Source organism: Polaromonas sp. YR568 (genome assembly GCF_943371715.1).
In the GTDB taxonomy this organism is placed as follows: Bacteria; Pseudomonadota; Gammaproteobacteria; order Burkholderiales; family Burkholderiaceae_C; genus Polaromonas.
Genome location: NZ_CALRVW010000027.1, coordinates 36,387 through 53,533 on the forward strand (window position 1 = coordinate 36,387; position 17,147 = coordinate 53,533).

Annotated in this window: 19 protein-coding genes; 14 read left to right on the forward strand and 5 right to left on the reverse strand. The window is 63.7% G+C overall.

All coding sequences use genetic code 11. The features are described from left to right. The first annotated feature begins 55 nt into the window (after nt 1-55). On the forward strand, nt 56-1,096 hold the full coding sequence (locus AAG813_RS16660; RefSeq protein ID WP_341916830.1) for a DMT family transporter: 1,041 nt from the start codon (nt 56-58) through the stop codon (nt 1,094-1,096). An 85-nt stretch (nt 1,097-1,181) separates the two neighbouring features. Here the strand turns inward: AAG813_RS16660 and AAG813_RS16665 are convergent, their stop codons facing one another. Next, the gene (locus AAG813_RS16665; protein ID WP_341916832.1) at nt 1,182-1,820 is read right to left on the reverse strand and encodes a MarC family protein; all 639 of its coding nucleotides are present in this window, start codon (nt 1,818-1,820) and stop codon (nt 1,182-1,184) included. Next, complete coding sequence (locus AAG813_RS16670; RefSeq protein WP_341916834.1) at nt 1,820-2,566, reverse strand: SDR family oxidoreductase; 747 nt, start codon at nt 2,564-2,566, stop codon at nt 1,820-1,822. Before AAG813_RS16670 ends, AAG813_RS16665 begins: the two co-directional genes overlap by 1 nt. A 109-nt stretch (nt 2,567-2,675) precedes the next feature. Between AAG813_RS16670 and AAG813_RS16675 the strand changes: the two genes are divergently transcribed. From AAG813_RS16675 to AAG813_RS16690, 4 genes are all read left to right on the forward strand, one after another. Continuing rightward, on the forward strand, nt 2,676-3,278 hold the full coding sequence (locus tag AAG813_RS16675) for a 2-hydroxychromene-2-carboxylate isomerase (RefSeq protein ID WP_341916836.1): 603 nt from the start codon (nt 2,676-2,678) through the stop codon (nt 3,276-3,278). A gap of 54 nt (nt 3,279-3,332) precedes the next feature. After that, nucleotides 3,333-4,025 carry a dienelactone hydrolase family protein gene (locus AAG813_RS16680; RefSeq protein WP_341916837.1) on the forward strand — a complete coding sequence of 231 codons (693 nt, stop codon included), beginning with the start codon at nt 3,333-3,335 and terminating at the stop codon, nt 4,023-4,025. A gap of 66 nt (nt 4,026-4,091) precedes the next feature. Further along, entirely contained in the window at nt 4,092-4,949 is an 858-nt protein-coding gene (locus AAG813_RS16685; RefSeq protein WP_341916860.1) for an amidohydrolase family protein, read from the forward strand. After that, nucleotides 4,946-5,596, forward strand: a complete 651-nt coding sequence (locus AAG813_RS16690) for a glutathione S-transferase family protein (RefSeq protein WP_341916838.1) — start codon at nt 4,946-4,948, stop codon at nt 5,594-5,596. The genes AAG813_RS16685 and AAG813_RS16690 overlap by 4 nt, the downstream gene beginning before the upstream one ends. Here AAG813_RS16690 and AAG813_RS16695 read toward each other — a convergent pair. The 3 genes from AAG813_RS16695 to hemB are packed head-to-tail and all read right to left on the reverse strand — an operon-like array spanning nt 5,593 to nt 8,566. Next, nucleotides 5,593-6,321: a DUF72 domain-containing protein gene (locus AAG813_RS16695; RefSeq protein ID WP_341916839.1), complete on the reverse strand. Its 729-nt coding sequence runs from the start codon at nt 6,319-6,321 to the stop codon at nt 5,593-5,595. The genes AAG813_RS16690 and AAG813_RS16695 overlap by 4 nt on opposite strands. 10 nt (nt 6,322-6,331) lie before the next feature. Further along, on the reverse strand, nt 6,332-7,486 hold the full coding sequence (locus AAG813_RS16700) for a magnesium transporter CorA family protein (protein ID WP_341916840.1): 1,155 nt from the start codon (nt 7,484-7,486) through the stop codon (nt 6,332-6,334). 60 nt (nt 7,487-7,546) lie between these two features. Next, complete coding sequence (gene hemB / locus AAG813_RS16705; RefSeq protein ID WP_341916842.1) at nt 7,547-8,566, reverse strand: porphobilinogen synthase; 1,020 nt, start codon at nt 8,564-8,566, stop codon at nt 7,547-7,549. Between the two features lie 426 nt (nt 8,567-8,992). Here hemB and AAG813_RS16710 point away from each other — a divergent pair, with 426 nt between their 5' ends. The 9 genes from AAG813_RS16710 to AAG813_RS16750 form a co-directional block, all read left to right on the forward strand. After that, nucleotides 8,993-9,421 (forward strand): CopD family protein, encoded by a 429-nt coding sequence (locus AAG813_RS16710; RefSeq protein WP_341916844.1) that lies wholly within the window; start codon nt 8,993-8,995, stop codon nt 9,419-9,421. A gap of 198 nt (nt 9,422-9,619) precedes the next feature. Continuing rightward, nucleotides 9,620-10,735 (forward strand): VanZ family protein, encoded by a 1,116-nt coding sequence (locus tag AAG813_RS16715; protein ID WP_341916846.1) that lies wholly within the window; start codon nt 9,620-9,622, stop codon nt 10,733-10,735. Further along, the gene (locus tag AAG813_RS16720; RefSeq protein ID WP_341916848.1) at nt 10,732-11,082 is read left to right on the forward strand and encodes a (2Fe-2S) ferredoxin domain-containing protein; all 351 of its coding nucleotides are present in this window, start codon (nt 10,732-10,734) and stop codon (nt 11,080-11,082) included. Before AAG813_RS16715 ends, AAG813_RS16720 begins: the two co-directional genes overlap by 4 nt. Nucleotides 11,083-11,200: 118 nt before the next feature. Beyond that, nucleotides 11,201-11,821, forward strand: coding sequence for a CocE/NonD family hydrolase (locus AAG813_RS16725; RefSeq protein ID WP_341916850.1), 621 nt, complete (start codon nt 11,201-11,203; stop codon nt 11,819-11,821). A gap of 67 nt (nt 11,822-11,888) precedes the next feature. Further along, entirely contained in the window at nt 11,889-13,088 is a 1,200-nt protein-coding gene (locus AAG813_RS16730; RefSeq protein ID WP_341916852.1) for a D-alanyl-D-alanine carboxypeptidase family protein, read from the forward strand. 185 nt (nt 13,089-13,273) lie between these two features. After that, nucleotides 13,274-13,651: a 30S ribosomal protein S12 gene (rpsL, locus tag AAG813_RS16735; protein WP_293595927.1), complete on the forward strand. Its 378-nt coding sequence runs from the start codon at nt 13,274-13,276 to the stop codon at nt 13,649-13,651. 201 nt (nt 13,652-13,852) lie between these two features. Further along, nucleotides 13,853-14,326: a 30S ribosomal protein S7 gene (gene rpsG, locus AAG813_RS16740; protein WP_077592325.1), complete on the forward strand. Its 474-nt coding sequence runs from the start codon at nt 13,853-13,855 to the stop codon at nt 14,324-14,326. Between the two features lie 209 nt (nt 14,327-14,535). Then, nucleotides 14,536-16,638: an elongation factor G gene (fusA, locus tag AAG813_RS16745; RefSeq protein WP_341916856.1), complete on the forward strand. Its 2,103-nt coding sequence runs from the start codon at nt 14,536-14,538 to the stop codon at nt 16,636-16,638. Between the two features lie 147 nt (nt 16,639-16,785). After that, the coding region (locus AAG813_RS16750; protein ID WP_341915980.1) for a GTP-binding protein at nt 16,786-17,147 on the forward strand (362 nt) is incomplete at its 3' end.

The following is a 17,147-nucleotide window of genomic DNA, read 5'->3' on the forward strand; positions in this document are numbered from 1 at the left end:
CGCTCGTCGATGCTGGGCTGGAGGCTGATTTGACTGATTCCATGAGGCGACGAACATGAACAGCCCCGCTTTGCGCGGTGGCCTGCTGGCGCTGCTGGCGGCGACGCTTTTTGGTGTCAGTACACCGCTGGTGCAGTCCCTGGGCCGGGGCTTGGGGCCGCTGACCACGGCGGCCCTGCTGTACGCCGGCGCCGCGCTGGCCGGTGCGCTGCTACGGAAAGGCCGCCAGCAGGAGTCCAGTCTGCAGCGCAGCGATGGGTGGCGTTTGCTGGCGGTGGTGCTCTTCGGGGCCGTGATCGGGCCGGTGGCGCTGGCCTGGGGCCTGCAGCGCACCAGCGGTGCCAGTGCCTCCCTGATGCTGACCCTGGAGGCGCTGTTCACCGCGCTGCTGGCCTGGCGGCTTTACCGTGAAACCCTGGGTCCCCGCGTCTGGGTCGCCATGGCGCTGTTGCTCGCCGGCGGGGCCGTGCTGGTGCTGGACCAGGCCCGGCTCGGCGGGGCCCAGCTGGCCGGCCTGCTGGCCGTGCTGGTGGCCACCGCCGCCTGGGGCATGGACAACACCTTGTCACGCGCGCTGGCCGAGCGCGACCCGGGGCAGGTGGTGCTGGTCAAGGCGGCGCTGGGCGCGACGGTCACGGCGCTGCTCGCGCTGGCGTTCGCCGAACCGGCGCCCGCGCTGGCGGCTGCCGCCGGCCTGCTGGCGGTTGGCGCCACCGGCTACGGCCTGAGCCTGCGCTTTTACCTGCTGGCGCAGCGGGCATTCGGCGCGGCGCGCACCGGCTCCGTTTTCGCCTTTGCGCCTTTCATCGGTGCGGTGTTCGCGCTGGCCCTGGGCGACCGCTCTGTCAGCGCCTGGATGGGCGCCGGCGGGTTGCTGATGCTGGGCGGTGTGTTGCTGCACCTGATGGAATCCCACGGCCATGTGCACCGGCACACGGCCATGGACCACGAACATGCACACGACCATGCCGATGGCCACCACACCCACCGCCACGAACCGATGCCCGTGGGGACGCACAGCCATCCGCACCACCACGAGCCGCTGGAGCACGCCCATCCGCATGTGCCCGATGCGCACCACCTGCATCGTCACTGAGCCGGATGAGCCTGGCGGCAGTGCTGTACTGCTATTGAAAAAGTAGCCTGCTGCGCCCGCCCGGTAAGGGCTGACGGCGGATTTCCTACAGGCCGCGGCCGAGGATGGGAAACAGCTTGAGCAGCCCGCCGGTCATCACCTCGATCGCCAGTGCGGCCAGGATCAGGCCCATCAGCCGGGTCATCACGTTGATACCGGTCTTGCCGAGCACGCGCGCAATCGGGTGGGCCAGCGCGAAACACACGGCCGTGGCCAGGCCGATCACCACGCCGTAACCGACCAGCATGCCGAGCTGCAGGAAGTTCTGCGCTTTCTCGGCGTAAATCACCACCGTGGACATGGTGGCCGGGCCGGTGAGCAGGGGAATGGTCAGCGGCACCACGGCGATGCTCGCACCCATGGCGGCTTTTTCTGCGCCGTCTTCCAGCTCGTGCGTGTTCGGCTTGGCTTCGGCCGGCTGCGCGTTGAGCATGTTCATGGAACTGATCAGCAGCAGCATGCCGCCGCCGACCTGGAAGCTGGCCAGCGAGATGCTGAAGAACTCGAGGATCTGCAGGCCCAGCAGCGCGCTGGTGGCAATCACCATGAAGGCGCTGAACGAGGCGATGACGATGGTGCGCCGCCGCTGCTCGGTCGAAAATCCCCGCGTGTAGTGAATGAAAAACGGCACGATGGCCAGCGGGTTGACGATGGCCAGCAGGGTCACCAGGGGTTTGAAATCCATCAACGGCCTCCTGCGATGTCCAGCAGTGCGCCGGTGGTGTAGCTCGACGCCTCGCCGAGCAGCCAGACAATGCTTTGCGCCACTTCGTCGGCGCTGCCCGCCCGCTGCATGGGCACCTGCGGCGCCAGGTCGCGCGCGCGGTCGGGCAGGCCGCCCGAGGCGTGGATGTCGGTGTCAATGATGCCGGGCCGCACCGCGTTGACGCGTATGCCTTCGGCGGCGACCTCCTTGGCCAGCCCGAGGGTGAAAACGTCCACCGCGCCCTTGGCCGCGGCGTAATCCACATATTGGCCGGGTGCGCCCAGGCGCGCGGCCACGCTGGAGACATTGACGATGGCACCGCCCGCGCCACCATAACGCGTGCTCATGCGTTTGACCGCTTCACGCGCGCAGATCATGGTGCCGATCACGTTGATGTCGAACATGCGTTTGAGGCGCGCCACACTCATGCCGTCCACCCGCGCGGTCTGGTCCACCACGCCGGCGTTGTTGACCAGCGCCGTCAGGCGGCCGAGCTTGGCGTCGACTTTCTCAAACATGGCCAGCACCTGGCTTTCCTCGGCCACGTCGGCCTGCACCGTGATCGCCGTGCCGCCGCCCTGGCGTATTCTCCGCACCACCTCGTCGGCGGCGAGCGAGTTGCTGGTGTAGTTGACGGCCACGGCGTAGCCGGCGCGCGCGGCCAGCAATGCGGTGGCCGCGCCAATGCCGCGCGAACCCCCGGTGATCAGAACGATGTTGGACAAAGCCGGTCTCCAGCAAAAAAATGCAATCCCGGTTACAAACCGGGTTGACCCGAATCTACCTCAATCGGCCGCAGCAGCCGCAAATACAGCATCCCCACCGGAGACAACCTTGAGCACCACCATCGACTATTACTTCACGCCGCAAAGCCCGTGGACCTACCTGGGCCACCAGCGTTTTGCGCAGATCGCCAGTGCGGCCGGCGCCACGGTACGGGTGCTGCCGGTGGATTTCGGCAAGATCTTTCCGGTGTCCGGCGGCCTGCCGCTGGGCCAGCGTGCGCCGCAGCGCCAGGCCTACCGGCTGGTGGAGCTGCAGCGTTTCAGCGAGCACCTGCGGCTGCCGATCAACCGCCAGCCCAAATTTTTCCCCGTGGGCGGCGACCCCGCCGCGCGGCTGATCACAGCGGTGGACCAGTCCGACGGCAGCGCCACGGCCATGACCCTGGCCGGCGCGATTTTCAAGGCGGTCTGGGTGGAGGAGCGCAACATTGCCGACGACCAGGTACTCGCGGAGATCCTGCAGGAACGCGGCCTGGATGCCGCACGCCTGACCCAGTCCCACAGCCCGGCCATCCAGCAACTGTATGACACCCGCACCCAGCAGGCCATTGACGCCGGGGTGTTTGGCGCGCCCAGTTACGTGGTTGACGGCGAGATTTTCTGGGGCCAGGACCGGCTCGATCTGCTTGAGAAAAAACTTGCCGCCAGGTAAATTGAAATCGAAAAATTGAAGCCTTAACCAGCAACTGAACAGGAGACTTCCGCCATGGGTAAATTCATCGACCTCACATCCGCCGACGGTTTTGTTTTTCCGGCCTATGTGGCCGAGCCGGCCGGCACGCCGAAAGCCGCCGTGGTGGTGCTGCAGGAAATTTTCGGCGTCAACTCGCACATCCGCTCGGTGGCCGACGGCTACGCGGCGGCCGGGTACTTGGCGGTGGCGCCCGCCACCTTCCACCGTGTGCGGCCGGGTGTGGATATCGGCTACACCGAGGCCGACATGAAAACCGGCATGGAGCTCAAGGCCGCGGTGGAAGCCCTGCCGGCGCCGGGTGTGCTGCAGGATGTGCAGGCGGCCATCGACCACGCGGCGAAAAGCACGGGCGGCAAGAAGGTCGGCATCGTCGGTTACTGCTGGGGCGGCCTGCTGACCTGGCGCGCGGCCGCCACGCTGTCCGGCCTGGCGGCGGCCGTGCCTTATTACGGCGGCGGCATGACGGCGGGAGACGAACCAGCGCGCCGGCCGGCCTGCCCGGTGATGGTTCACTTCGGCGACCAGGACCACTGGATTCCGCTGGACACCGTGGAGGCCTTCAAGAAAGCCCAGCCTGGCGTCGAGGTGCATGTGTACGCGGCCAACCACGGTTTCAACTGCGACCAGCGCGGCTCCTATAACGAGGCCGCGGCCACCCTGGCGAAGCAGCGCACGCTGGCGTTTTTCGCGAGCCACCTGGGCTGAACCATGGGTCGCCAGCGTTTCAAGGGTTTTTGGCCTTTGGCCCCTGACTGGCGGGCGCCAGCAGCTCTGTTTTTCATAGCGTTTTCGGCGACCGTCCAGGCGGCCGACTACAGCGGCCCGCTGTTCGATGCGCACCTGCACTACAACGAGGAGGCCTGGAACGGCAGCGTCGGTCCCCATGGTCCCGCCGATGTGCTGGCGCGCATGCAGCGCAGCGGCGTCAAGGCCATCGTCGCCAACTCGCGGCCCAACGACGGCACCAAGGCGCTGGCGGCCTCGGAGCAGACGGCGCGCGCCGGTGTCACCGTGGTGCCCTTCATCCGCCTGTACCGCAACCGCGCCGACTACGACAACTGGTTTCGCGACGAGACGATTTACGAGATGGTGCAGGCCGAGTTTGCGCGCGGCGTCAGCGGCGCCCAGGCCGGACCGTACAAGGGCATCGGCGAATTCCATCTGTACGACAGCGCCAATGCCAACGGGCCGGTCGCAAAAAAGCTGATGCAGTTCGCCGAGAAGAACAAACTCGCGGTGCTCTCCCATGTGGACGACGTGGCGATCGACCTGCTGATGGCACATGCGCCCAACGCCCGGCTGATCTGGGCGCACACCGGTATCAGCGGCGCCCCGGTGGCGCGGGTGGAGGCGCTGCTGGCCCGCTACCCGACGCTGATGGGCGAGCTGTCCTACCGGCCCGGCCTGACCTGCGACGCCGGCAAGCTGTGCCCCGAGTGGCGCGCCTTGCTGCTCAAGTACCCCACGCGTTTCATGATCGGCTCGGACACCTGGGTCAACCAGCGCTGGCAGTACTACGACGAACTCATGAAGGGCTACCGAACCTGGCTGGGTGATCTGCCGCCCGATGTGGCGCGGAAAATCGGCTGGGACAACGGCGCGACCCTGTTTGGCGTCAAAGTGCCATGACCAGTCTGCACTATTACCCCAGCACCGCGGCCATGGTGCCGCACATCGTGCTTGAAGAAATCGGCGTGCCTTACCAGCGCGTGCTGGTGGACCGGATGCAAAACGCGCACAAGGCGCCGGACTACCTCCGGCTCAATCCGAACGGCCTGATTCCGGTGCTGGTCGATGGCGATGTGGTGCTGTACGAAACCGCGGCGATCTGCCTGTACCTGAGCGACATGTTTCCCGAAGCGGGGCTGGTGCCGCCGCTGGGCACGGCAGCGCGCGCCCACTTCTACAAATGGTTGATGTGGCTGACCAACACCCTGCAGGCCACGCTGATCACCTACTTCTATCCGGAACGTTCGGTAGCGCCCGGCAATGTCGCTGGCGCGGCCGAGGTCAAGGCGCAGGCCGAAGCAAAAATCGGCGGCATGCTGGACCAGCTGGACACCGAACTGGCACGCCACGGCGGCCCCTGGTTTGCCGGTGAGCCCTACAGTGCGCTGGACGCCTATGTGTTCACGCTGTGCCGCTGGACACGCAACTTCCAGTCACCCGCCGCCCGCACGCGTCCACATCTCGGACCCTACCTGCAGCGCATGCTCGCCCGGCCCGCGGTGCAGCGGGTGTTCGCTGTCGAAGAGCTGGCCGAACCTTTTGTCTAGGCCAGCAACCCGCTGAGTTCCAGCGCGTTGTCCACGGCCGCGCCTGCCGCGGTGTTGTCGAAGATGCACCAGACCTCTGCGCCGCCGCCGGCGCTTTCCCGCAGTTTCAGCGCCAGGGCCTGCAGCGTTGCCTTGCCATACGACGAGTAATACATGCGCGGCGAACCGTGCAGCCGCACATACACCAGGCCGGGCCAGCCGCCCGGTGAGGCGCCAGCGGCATGCAGCACCGGGTCGGCCAGCACGCGGCCAATCTTCTGTTCCGTCAGGACGGCATCCACCTCCGGGGTGAACCAACTTGCGTGGCGCGGCTCCAGCGCGACTGCGCCCGGGTGCTGCGCGCGCAAGTCCCTGAAAAACGGCCTGGCCGTGCTGTCCTCAAATGCCAGGCTGGGCGGCAGCTGCACCAGCAGGCAGCCCAGCCGGTCGCACAGGCCGTGCGCCTGGGCCAGGAAGTCGTGCAGCAGCGGGGCGCAGCCTTGCAGGCGCTTTTCGTGGGTGATGGTTTTGGGCAGCTTGACCGAAAAACGGAAGCCGGCAGGTACCGCCGCGGCCCAGCGTTTGTAGGTGGCCGGCTGGTGCGGCCGGTAAAACGACGAGTTGATTTCCACCGCGTTGAAGCGCTGGGCGTAACGCTGCAAATGGGTGCCGGTGTCGGGGAACTGCGGCCAGCTGTCCCGGGGAAGGCTCCAGCCCGCACAACCGACATGCACTTCGGCCGCCATGCCCGGGTGCCTAACGCCTGCTTCGGGCCAGGTAGCGCTTGCGCCAGAAGACCGACACCACCACCACCACCAGCAGCACCATGAAGCCGAAGGTCCACCAGAAGCCGCTGGTCTGGTGAATCAGGGGCATGAACTCGAAGTTCATGCCGAAAAAACCGGTGATCAGGTTCAGCGGCAGGAACACGGCGGTCAGAGCGGTCAGCGTGCGCATGATGTCGTTGGTGCGGTTGCTCTGCGCGCTGAAGTGGATCTGCACCACGGTTTCAGCCGATTGTTCCAGCCGCCGTGCATGGTGCACCACGCGCTGGATGTGTTCAATGACATCGCGCGCCCGTGCCACCATCTGGTCGCGCCGGGTCAGCGCGAGCTGGGCGTCGGCGGCAAAGGACGACATTGGCTGCTCGCGCAAGGAGTCGAGCCACTCCTGCATCGCGTCGTGCTGCTCGTCGCACAGGTCTTCGAGCACGTGCAGCTGACTGCGTGCGCCCATCAGCGAGCCCCAGTTGATGAAACGCGAATTGGGCTTGAGCAATTCGGCCTGCCAGTGTTCGAGCTGCTTGGTGAGTTCCTTGCGTACCTCGAGATAGCTGTCCACCATGGTGTTGACCATGCGCAGCACCAGGTCGGCCGGGCTGGACGGGATGCGGCTGCGCGCGGAGACACTGTCCACGCTGAACTTGGCGTCGCTCAGTGCGCGCTGGATGAAACTTTTGGCGGTGTAGCAGCCGCGCGGGTGCACGCTGATCAGCAGCCGGTCGAACACCACAAAACCCACCGCCCGGGAGCTGATGCGGTTGAAGGCGGGCAGGCCGCCGCGCGGCTTGATGCGCGGCTCGCCGCCTTGGCCGTGGTAGGCCTCGGCCGCTGCTTCGTGTTCGGCCTCGGCCCGGGTTTCGACCTGCGTGGCCAGCCGCCGGAAGATGACGAGGTCGTAGATCGAGGTGTAGTCGTAGTGCGAAGGGTGGGCCGGGTTGCGCAGGTCCTGGCTGTGCAGGTCCAGCAGGGCCGAGCCACCCAACTGCTGCGCCGCCTGCTGCAGCAGGGCCTCGTGGGTCTCGAATTCGTCGCGGTCCAGGAAGACCCAGACAAAACCGTCGGCCGGTGCCTGCGCCGGCAGGGTGTCCGAAAAGCGCAGGCTGTCGGCGGTGAATTCAACAATTTGCACGGTGTCTGTCCGGTTGATGGTCGAATTGGTGTGCAGCCCTTGCCAATCGTGCGCAAATAGCTATGTTTTTTGTAGCAAACGCGCTGCCGCGATGGCGAAGTAGGTGAGGACGCCGTCAGCCCCGGCGCGCTTGAAGGCGAGCAGGCTTTCCATCATCACCGCGTCGTGGTCCAGCCAGCCGTTTTGCGCGGCCGCCTTGAGCATCGCGTATTCGCCGCTGACCTGGTAGGCAAAGGTCGGCACGCCGAACTCATCCTTCACGCGGCGCACCACGTCCAGGTAAGGCATGCCGGGCTTGACCATCACCATGTCGGCGCCCTCGGCAATGTCCATCGCCACCTCCCGCAGCGCTTCGTCGCTGTTGCCCGGGTCCATCTGGTAAACCTTTTTGTCGGCCTTGCCGAGGTTGCCCGAGGAGCCGACCGCATCGCGGAACGGGCCGTAAAACGCGCTCGCGTATTTGGCGCTGTAGGCCATGATGCGGGTGTGGATCAGCTTGCGCGATTCGAGCGCCTGGCGGATCGCGCCAATGCGGCCGTCCATCATGTCGCTGGGCGCGACGATGTCGACGCCTGCCTCGGCCTGGGCCAGCGCCTGCCCGACCAGCAGCTCAATCGTCTCGTCGTTCAGGATGTAGCCGGTCTCCTTGTCGGGCAGGCCGTCCTGGCCGTGGCTGGTGAACGGGTCGAGCGCCACGTCGGTCATCACGCCGAGCTCGGGGAAACGCTTTTTCAGTTCACGCACCACACGCGGCACCAAGCCGTCCGGGTTCAGCGCTTCCTTGCCGTCGTACGTCTTGAGCGAGCCGTCAATCACCGGAAACAGCGCCATCACCGGGATACCGAGTTGTACACACTCTTCGGCCACCGGCAACAGCAAATCCAGGCTGAGCCGTTCCACGCCGGGCATGGAGGCCACCGGTTCGCGGCGCTGGCTGCCATCGGTGACAAACACCGGGTAAATCAGGTCGTGGACGCTCAGCGCGTTTTCGCGCACCAGGTTGCGCGTGAAGCTGTCGCGGCGCAGGCGGCGCGGCCGGCCGAGCGGGTAGGGGGCGAAGTTGGAGGCGTGGAGGGTCATGGGCAAATTGTGCCAAAGCTTTGTCAGGGGCAGAAATTCATCGCCCGAGGCAGGTGTATGTTCGCTATCGAACATAGTCAGTAAAACTATCTTTCAATTTGGTCAAACGGTGCTTGTCTTCGTGTTACAGGCGTGGTTAGAATGCGGCGTGTTGTCATCTTTCTGGTGGCAACATCCCGCTTTTCCTCCCTGAGCGGGCGCCTTCAAGTGTCACAGCAGACAAGGCTTCCAGGCCCGGTTGACTCAGCGTCAACCGGGCATTTTTTTTGCACGGCATCTCCATCAATTCGCTGTTCGGGCGCCTTGCACTTCATCCGGACAACGAAGTTGCAGGGAAGACCAACCTGTACCCGGGTTATGTCGTAACCCATATCGAATTTCTGGAAATGTCGTGAGACGTTTTTGAGCGCGAACTAAACTACCTCGATGCTCTGGATCAAATCACTCCACATCGTTTTTGTTGCCAGCTGGTTTGCGGGCCTGTTTTACCTGCCGCGCATTTTTGTCAACCTGGCGATGGTGCCGCCGGAAAGTCTGGCCGAGCATGAGCGCCTCATCCTGATGGCACGCAAGCTGCTGCGCTTCACCACGATTCTCGCCGTGCCCGCGCTGGTCTTCGGCCTGTGGCTGTGGCTGGGTTACGGCATAGGGCGCGGCCCCGGCAACGGCTGGATGCATGCCAAGCTCGTCATCGTGGTCCTGGCCCTGGGTTACCACCATGCCTGCAGCCGCATGTTGTCGACCTTTGTGGCCCGGCGCAACACCCGCAGCCACGTGTGGTGGCGCTGGTTCAACGAAGTGCCGGTACTTTTGCTGCTCGCAGCCGTGATCCTGGTTGTGGTCAAGCCGTTCTAGCATCACAAGGCTGTCAGCGTGTCCCCCCCGCCTTCACCAGCAGACGCGAGCGATCCGGCTTTGCCGGGCGCCATGCTTCGTCCCCTGCAAGGGGAGGCAGAACGACACGATGTGCCGCATCGTGAGGATGTCAGGGGTGAGCCCGTTTCGAAGCGCAGTGAGAACGATAGGGGTGAGCCAACTCTTAACGATGGGGGTGTGCGAACCGCCAGCTGGCCGCTGGCCCTGGCCACGGTCTGCCTGATTGTTTACGCCAGCCTTTATCCCTTTGCCGAGTGGCGCAACCAGGGCATCTCGCCGCTTAATTTTCTGACCTCACCGCTTCCTCGTTACTGGACCGGTTTCGATGTCGGCGTCAACCTGGTCGGTTACGCGCCGCTCGGTTTCCTGCTGGCCCTGTCGGCCCTGCGCAGCGGCCGTGTGCGCTGGGCGGTCACCGTGGCGGTGGTCAGCGCGGGCCTGCTGTCGCTGGCCATGGAAACGCTGCAGAGCTACCTGCCTTCGCGCGTGCCGTCGAATGTAGATTTCGCGCTCAACACCGCCGGTGCCTGGCTGGGCGCCTGCAGCGCCTGGCTGCTGGAAAAAGCCGGCGCCATCGCCCGCTGGAGCCGCTTTCGCGCGCGCTGGTTTGTCCGCGACGCCCGCGGTGCGCTGGTGTTGCTGGCCCTGTGGCCGGTCGCGCTGCTGTTCCCCGCTTCGGTGCCGCTGGGTCTGGGGCAGGTGCTGGAGCGGCTGGAATACGCGCTCGCCGACATGCTGGCCGACACGCCGTTTCTCGAGTGGCTGCCGGTGCGCGACATCGAGCTGCAGCCGCTGGTGCCTGGCGTCGAGGTGATCTGTGTGGCGCTGGGCGCGCTGATTCCCTGCCTGCTCGGCTACTGCGTGATCCGCACCTTGCTGCAACGCGTTGTCTTCCTGATGCTCACGCTGGCGGCCGGCATCGTGCTGACCGCGCTGTCTGCCGCGCTCAGCTACGGCCCGGACCACGCCTGGGCCTGGCTGGACCTGCCGGTGCGTGTTGGCCTGACGATGGGCGGCGTGCTGGCCGTGCTGCTGCTGCCGGTGCCGCGCCGGGCCACGGCTGCGCTGCTGCTGCTGGCGCTGAGCATTCATTTGTCCTTGCTCAACCAGGCGCCGGTTGGGCCCTATTTTGCCGAGACCCTGCAGATCTGGGAGCAGGGGCGCTTCGTCCGTTTCAACGGCCTGGCGCAGTGGCTGGGCTGGCTCTGGCCCTTTGCGACCGTGCTCTATGTGCTGGTGCGTTTGTCCAGCCGCCGGGTCGCCGACGCTGGCGAAAGTAAAATCGAGACATGACCACCCCCAGCGCACCCCCCGGCTCCTATTACGAGCGGCACATCTTTTTCTGCCTGAACCAGCGCGCCGGCGGTGAAGACAGCTGCGCCAACCACCAGGCCCAGGAAGGGTTTGACCGCTGCAAGGCGCAGGTCAAGGCGGCTGGCCTGGCCGGACCAGGCAAGGTGCGTGTCAACAAGGCTGGCTGTCTGGACCGCTGCGCGGCCGGGCCGGTGGCCGTGGTTTATCCCGAGGCGGTCTGGTACAGCTATGTGGATGCGCAGGACATCGACGAAATTGTCGAGTCGCACCTGAAAAACGGCCAGGTGGTCGAGCGCCTGCGCATACCAGCCCATCTGGGACGCTGATGGGCCGGCAGACTGCCCGCCAGCGTAAGTTATGCGTGTTTTATGGCTTTGGCCCTTATGGGTCGGGCGCTGGCAGCTATTGTTTTCGTAGCGGATGGAGTCCATCGGAATTTTGCCCATGAACGCTCAAACTCAGAAAAGCATGGTGGCCGGCCCGGCCGGCGTCATCGAAACCGCGCTGGACGCCCCCGCCGGCGCGTCGCGTGGCGTCGCCGTGATCGCGCATCCGCATCCACTGTTCGGCGGCACGCTGGACAACAAGGTGGTGCAGACCCTGGCGCGCGCCTTCACCCAGGCCGGCTGGACCGCGGTGCGTTTCAATTTCCGCGGCGTCGGCGCCAGTGAAGGGGTGTACGACGAGGGGCGTGGCGAGATCGACGACATGCTGGCGGTGGTGCAGCAGCTGGCGCCCACCGGTGCGCTGGCTCTGGCCGGTTTTTCCTTTGGCGCGTTCGTGACGTCACACGTTTTTGAGCGCCTCGAGGCCCTGCGTCCCATTGACAAGCTGGTGCTGGTCGGCACCGCCGCCAGCCGCTTTGCAGTGGCGACCATCCCGCAAGCCGCCCACGCGCATACGCTGGTGATCCACGGCGAGCAGGACGACACGGTGCCGCTGCAGGCGGTGCTGGACTGGGCGCGTCCGCAAGTACTGCCTGTTACGGTTATCCCCGGGGGCGGGCACTTCTTTCATGGACAATTGCCGCTTCTGAAAAATCTGGTGATCCGCCACCTGGGCTGACTTTTTCAGGCCGATCCCTGGCTCCCGCCTTTACTTTCTTCTCCTCCACTTCAGGTCTTATCTCCCCATGCACCGTTTCCTGACTGCCTTCCGTGGCGTGGCTTCATCGCTTGTGCTGCTTTCTTCCGTGGTTCTCTTGCCGGTGGCGCAAGCGCAGATGCCGCTGCCGCCCGAAGTGGCCGCCCGCTCCTACCTGCTGCTCGATGTCACGGCCAACCAGATCCTGGCTGCCAAGGACATCGACTCGCCGATCGAGCCGGCTTCGTTGACCAAACTGATGACCGAATACCTGGTGTTTGACGCGCTCAAGTCCAAAAAAATCACCCTCAAGCAGACCTTCAGCGTCAGCGAACGCGCCTGGAAAATGCCGGGTTCGCGCATGTTCATCGACCCCAAGATGCAGGTCCCTGTGGAAGACCTGATCAAGGGCATGATCGTGCAGTCCGGCAACGACGCCACCATGACGCTGGCCGAAGGGGTGGGCGGCAGCGCCGAAAACTTTGTGAAACTCATGAATGAGCAGGCCAAGGCGCTGGGCATGAAATCGACCGCCTACAAGAACCCGGAAGGCCTGACCGAGCCGGGCCACACCACCACGGCGCGAGACCTGAGCATCCTGTCGACCCGCCTGATGCAGGATTTCCCCGACTACATGGGTTTTTCGGCGATCAAGAAATACCGCTACCCCGGCACGCCAGCGGCCAACGATACCAACCGCAACACCCTGCTGTTTCGCGACCCCACGGTTGATGGCCTGAAAACCGGCCACACCGCCGCGGCCGGTTACTGCATGATTGCCACCGCCAAACGCGACTTTCCGAACCTGGGCGCCGCCGGCGCACCCGGCGGCCGGCGTCTGGTGGCCATCGTGCTGGGGACCGCCAGCGACAGCGCCCGTGCCAATGAGTCGCAAAAGCTGCTGAACTGGGGTTACACCGCGTTTGAGGCGGTCAAGCTGTTCGATGCTGGCCAGGCGGTGGTTTCGCCGGCGGTCTGGAAGGGCAAATCCGGCACCGTCAAGCTGGGCCGGCCCGAGGCCATCGTGATTGCCGTTCCCGCCGGAAGCTCCGCCAAGGTTCAGACCCAAGTTGCCCGGCCGGATCCGCTGGTCGCACCTTTCACCCGCGGTCAGGCCCTCGGGACGCTCAAGGTCAACGTGGGCGGCGGCGAGACCATGGTGGATGTGCCGCTGGTGGCGCTGGAGACGGTGGAAGAAGCCGGCATCCTGGGCCGCGCCTGGGACTCGGTCCGGCTCTGGATCAAGTAGGGCGCCATGCCCTGCGGGAGCCCCTGCCGGCAGCTGGGGGGCTCCCCGGCCGGGTAAATTTGCAGATGGCCCCCCGAACTGCTACACTCGAGGGCTTTTCCGGAATTTCCGGGGAGATTCACGTTTTCACGTAAATAGTCACGTATTTAGTCAAGTCAGAAATCAGACGTTTAGGGACGTTTTAAATGCCAACCATCAATCAGCTAGTTCGCCAGGGGCGCGAGGTCGAAAAGATCAAGTCCAAGAGTCCTGCGATGCAGAACTCTCCCCAGCGCCGTGGCGTGTGCACCCGTGTGTACACCACGACGCCCAAGAAGCCAAACTCCGCTCTGCGTAAAGTCGCCAAAGTGCGCCTGACCAACGGGTTTGAAATCATTTCCTACATCGGCGGCGAAGGCCACAACCTGCAGGAACACAGCGTGGTGCTGGTTCGCGGCGGTCGTGTCAAGGACTTGCCCGGTGTGCGTTACCACATCGTTCGTGGTTCGCTCGACCTGCAAGGCGTGAAAGACCGCAAGCAGTCGCGCTCCAAGTACGGTGCGAAGAAGCCAAAGGCCAAATAAGCCAAGCCGGCTCGGGTTTTATGGCCCGCGCCAGAAGAGGTTGTCATGACGTCTTCAAAAACAGGTGTTTGAATCACCCTGGCAGGTGTTTCAAGCGAAGTGACCCAAGTGCAAATTGTTGTGCCGGTCGAGTAAGTGAGGGTTTGATAACTCTCGCGGTGCTGCCCAAGGCAGTGCCAGCTGAAGCAAAGAGGTGAAAAAATGCCACGTCGTCGCGAAGTCCCTAAACGTGAAATTCTCCCTGACCCAAAATTTGGCAACGTTGACCTTGCCAAGTTCATGAACGTCATCATGCAAGGCGGCAAAAAAGCTGTCGCCGAGCGTATCGTCTATGGCGCCCTCGAGCAGATCGAGAAAAAGAACCCCGGCAAAGATCCGCTGGAGGCTTTCCACATGGCCATCGGCAACATCAAGCCCATGGTTGAGGTGAAGTCCCGCCGCGTCGGCGGTGCCAACTACCAGGTGCCGGTTGAAGTGCGTCCGGTCCGCCGCATGGCCCTGGCCATGCGCTGGCTCAAGGAAGCCGCCAAGAAACGTGGCGAAAAGTCCATGTCTCTGCGCCTGGCCAACGAACTGATGGAAGCCACCGAAGGTCGTGGCGGTGCCATGAAAAAACGTGATGAAGTCCACCGCATGGCCGAAGCCAACAAGGCGTTCAGCCACTTCCGCTTCTGATTTTTCGTTCGCAGTATTTGCTGCGCTGATTTGACGGGTTGCCGAGCGGCCTCCAGGTGCCCACCACCTGGACGTCTGGCGGTTCAACCCCAATTTCTGCCAGCTGAGCGCACAACGCACAGCTGGCAGACGCGCAGAAAACATGAGAGATGTCATTGCAGGGCGTCTTTCAGCAGTCTTTGTTCGTAACCCCGAACTGAAAGTAATTTATGTCCCGCGCTACCCCCATTCAAAACTACCGCAACATTGGCATTTCCGCGCACATCGATGCCGGAAAAACAACGACCACCGAGCGGATCCTCTTTTACACCGGCGTGAACCACAAAATCGGTGAAGTTCATGACGGCGCGGCCACCATGGACTGGATGGAGCAGGAGCAGGAGCGTGGCATCACGATTACTTCCGCTGCAACCACCTGCTTCTGGAAAGGCATGGACACGTCCCTGCCCGAGCACCGCATCAACATCATCGACACCCCCGGCCACGTGGACTTCACCATCGAGGTGGAGCGTTCCATGCGCGTGCTGGATGGCGCCTGCATGGTTTATTGCGCCGTGGGTGGCGTTCAGCCCCAGTCCGAAACCGTCTGGCGCCAGGCCAACAAGTACAAGGTGCCACGTCTGGCCTTTGTCAACAAGATGGACCGCACCGGTGCCAACTTCTTCAAGGTCGTGGAGCAGATGAAACTGCGTCTGAAGGCCAGCCCTGTGCCCATGGTGATCCCCATCGGCGCCGAGGAAAACTTCACCGGCGTGGTCGACCTGCTGAAAATGAAGGCCATCATCTGGGATGAAGCCTCGCAAGGCATGAAATTCACCTACAGCGACATCCCTGCCGAGCTCCTCGAGCTGGCCAAGGAATGGCGCGAGAAGATGGTCGAAGCCGCCGCTGAAGCGTCGGAAGAGTTCATGAACAAATACCTCGAAGAAGGTGATTTGTCCGAAGAAGAAATCAAGCTGGGCATCCGCACGCGCACCATCGCCAGCGAAATCCAGCCGATGTACTGCGGCTCCGCGTTCAAGAACAAGGGTGTGCAGCGCATGCTGGACGCCGTGATCGAGTTCATGCCGTCGCCGATCGACATTCCGCCTGTCAAGGGCATGGATGAAGACGAAGCGCCTGTGACCCGCCGTGCCGACGACGAAGAGAAATTCTCCGCGCTGGCATTCAAGCTGATGACCGACCCGTTCGTGGGTCAGCTGACTTTCGTGCGCGTCTATTCCGGCGTGCTGAAGAAGGGCGACAGCGTCTACAACCCGATCAAGGGCAAGAAAGAGCGTATCGGCCGTATCGTGCAGATGCACGCCAACAACCGCGAAGAAGTCAGCGAAATCCGCGCCGGCGACATTGCCGCCTGCGTGGGCCTGAAAGACGTGACTACGGGCGAAACCCTGTGCGATCCGGATGCCATCGTCATGCTCGAGCGCATGGTGTTCCCCGAGCCTGTGATCACGCAGGCCGTCGAACCCAAGACCAAGGCTGACCAGGAAAAAATGGGCATCGCCCTGCAGCGTCTGGCCCAGGAAGATCCGTCTTTCCGCGTCAAGACCGACGAAGAGTCCGGTCAGACCCTGATCGCCGGCATGGGCGAGCTGCATCTGGAAATCATTGTGGACCGCATGAAGCGCGAGTTCGGCGTGGAAGCCAACGTTGGCAAGCCCCAGGTGGCTTACCGCGAGACCATCCGCAAGACCATCGAAGATGCCGAAGGCAAGTTCGTGCGTCAGTCGGGCGGCAAGGGCCAGTACGGTCACGTGGTGCTCAAGATCGAGCCCAACGAAATGGGCAAGGGCATCGAGTTCATCGACGCGATCAAGGGCGGTGTGGTTCCTCGCGAATACATCCCTGCGGTTGAAAAAGGCATTCACGAAGCAGTGACTTCGGGCGTGCTGGCCGGTTACCCAGTGGTCGACGTCAAGGTCACGCTGCACTTCGGTTCGTACCACGATGTGGACTCGAACGAAATGGCCTTCAAGATGGCTGCGATCTTCGGTTTCAAGGAAGGCTGCCGCAAGGCCGGCCCGGTGATTCTGGAGCCGATGATGGCTGTCGAGGTGGAAACGCCTGAAGACTACGCCGGCAACGTGATGGGCGATCTGTCCTCACGCCGCGGCATGGTGCAGGGTATGGAAGACATGGTCGGTGGCGGCAAGGCCATCAAGGCGGAAGTGCCCCTGTCCGAGATGTTCGGTTACTCGACCACGCTGCGTTCGATGTCGCAGGGCCGTGCCACCTACACCATGGAGTTCAAGCACTACTCCGAAGCGCCGCGCAATGTGTCCGAAGCCATCATGGCTGCGCGCGCCAAGTAAGTAAAACCGGTGCCGGTCCCGCAGGGGCCGGCACCTTCTTTTTTCCTGTCTGCGATTGTGTGCCCCTCACTGCCCGTGGTGATGGAACAAGCAACACAGTGCAAACGTTAAACCATACACGGGCGTGTTCTTTATCTGGAGTTAAAAATGGCAAAAGGCAAATTTGAGCGGACCAAGCCGCACGTCAACGTAGGCACGATTGGGCACGTTGACCATGGCAAGACCACCCTGACGGCAGCGATCACGACCGTGCTCGCAGCCAAGTTCGGCGGCGAAGCCAAGGGTTACGACCAGATCGACGCGGCTCCCGAAGAAAAAGCCCGCGGCATCACCATCAACACCGCCCACGTGGAATACGAGACGGCCAACCGCCACTACGCCCACGTCGACTGCCCAGGCCACGCCGACTATGTGAAAAACATGATCACCGGCGCCGCCCAGATGGACGGCGCGATCCTGGTGTGCTCCGCCGCTGACGGCCCCATGCCCCAGACCCGCGAGCACATCCT

Excerpts from the sequence above, each read along its gene's own strand:
- AAG813_RS16660 (WP_341916830.1), top strand. The coding sequence starts at position 56 with ATGAACAGCCCCGCTTTGCGCGGTGGCCTGCTGGCGCTGCTGGCGGCG.
- AAG813_RS16665 (WP_341916832.1), bottom strand. The coding sequence starts at position 1,820 with ATGGATTTCAAACCCCTGGTGACCCTGCTGGCCATCGTCAACCCGCTG.
- AAG813_RS16680 (WP_341916837.1), top strand. The coding sequence starts at position 3,333 with ATGGGTAAATTCATCGACCTCACATCCGCCGACGGTTTTGTTTTTCCG.
- AAG813_RS16690 (WP_341916838.1), top strand. The coding sequence starts at position 4,946 with ATGACCAGTCTGCACTATTACCCCAGCACCGCGGCCATGGTGCCGCAC.
- AAG813_RS16695 (WP_341916839.1), bottom strand. The coding sequence starts at position 6,321 with ATGGCGGCCGAAGTGCATGTCGGTTGTGCGGGCTGGAGCCTTCCCCGG.
- hemB (WP_341916842.1), bottom strand. The coding sequence starts at position 8,566 with ATGACCCTCCACGCCTCCAACTTCGCCCCCTACCCGCTCGGCCGGCCG.
- AAG813_RS16710 (WP_341916844.1), top strand. The coding sequence starts at position 8,993 with ATGCTCTGGATCAAATCACTCCACATCGTTTTTGTTGCCAGCTGGTTT.
- AAG813_RS16720 (WP_341916848.1), top strand. The coding sequence starts at position 10,732 with ATGACCACCCCCAGCGCACCCCCCGGCTCCTATTACGAGCGGCACATC.
- AAG813_RS16725 (WP_341916850.1), top strand. The coding sequence starts at position 11,201 with ATGAACGCTCAAACTCAGAAAAGCATGGTGGCCGGCCCGGCCGGCGTC.
- AAG813_RS16730 (WP_341916852.1), top strand. The coding sequence starts at position 11,889 with ATGCACCGTTTCCTGACTGCCTTCCGTGGCGTGGCTTCATCGCTTGTG.
- rpsL (WP_293595927.1), top strand. The coding sequence starts at position 13,274 with ATGCCAACCATCAATCAGCTAGTTCGCCAGGGGCGCGAGGTCGAAAAG.
- rpsG (WP_077592325.1), top strand. The coding sequence starts at position 13,853 with ATGCCACGTCGTCGCGAAGTCCCTAAACGTGAAATTCTCCCTGACCCA.
- fusA (WP_341916856.1), top strand. The coding sequence starts at position 14,536 with ATGTCCCGCGCTACCCCCATTCAAAACTACCGCAACATTGGCATTTCC.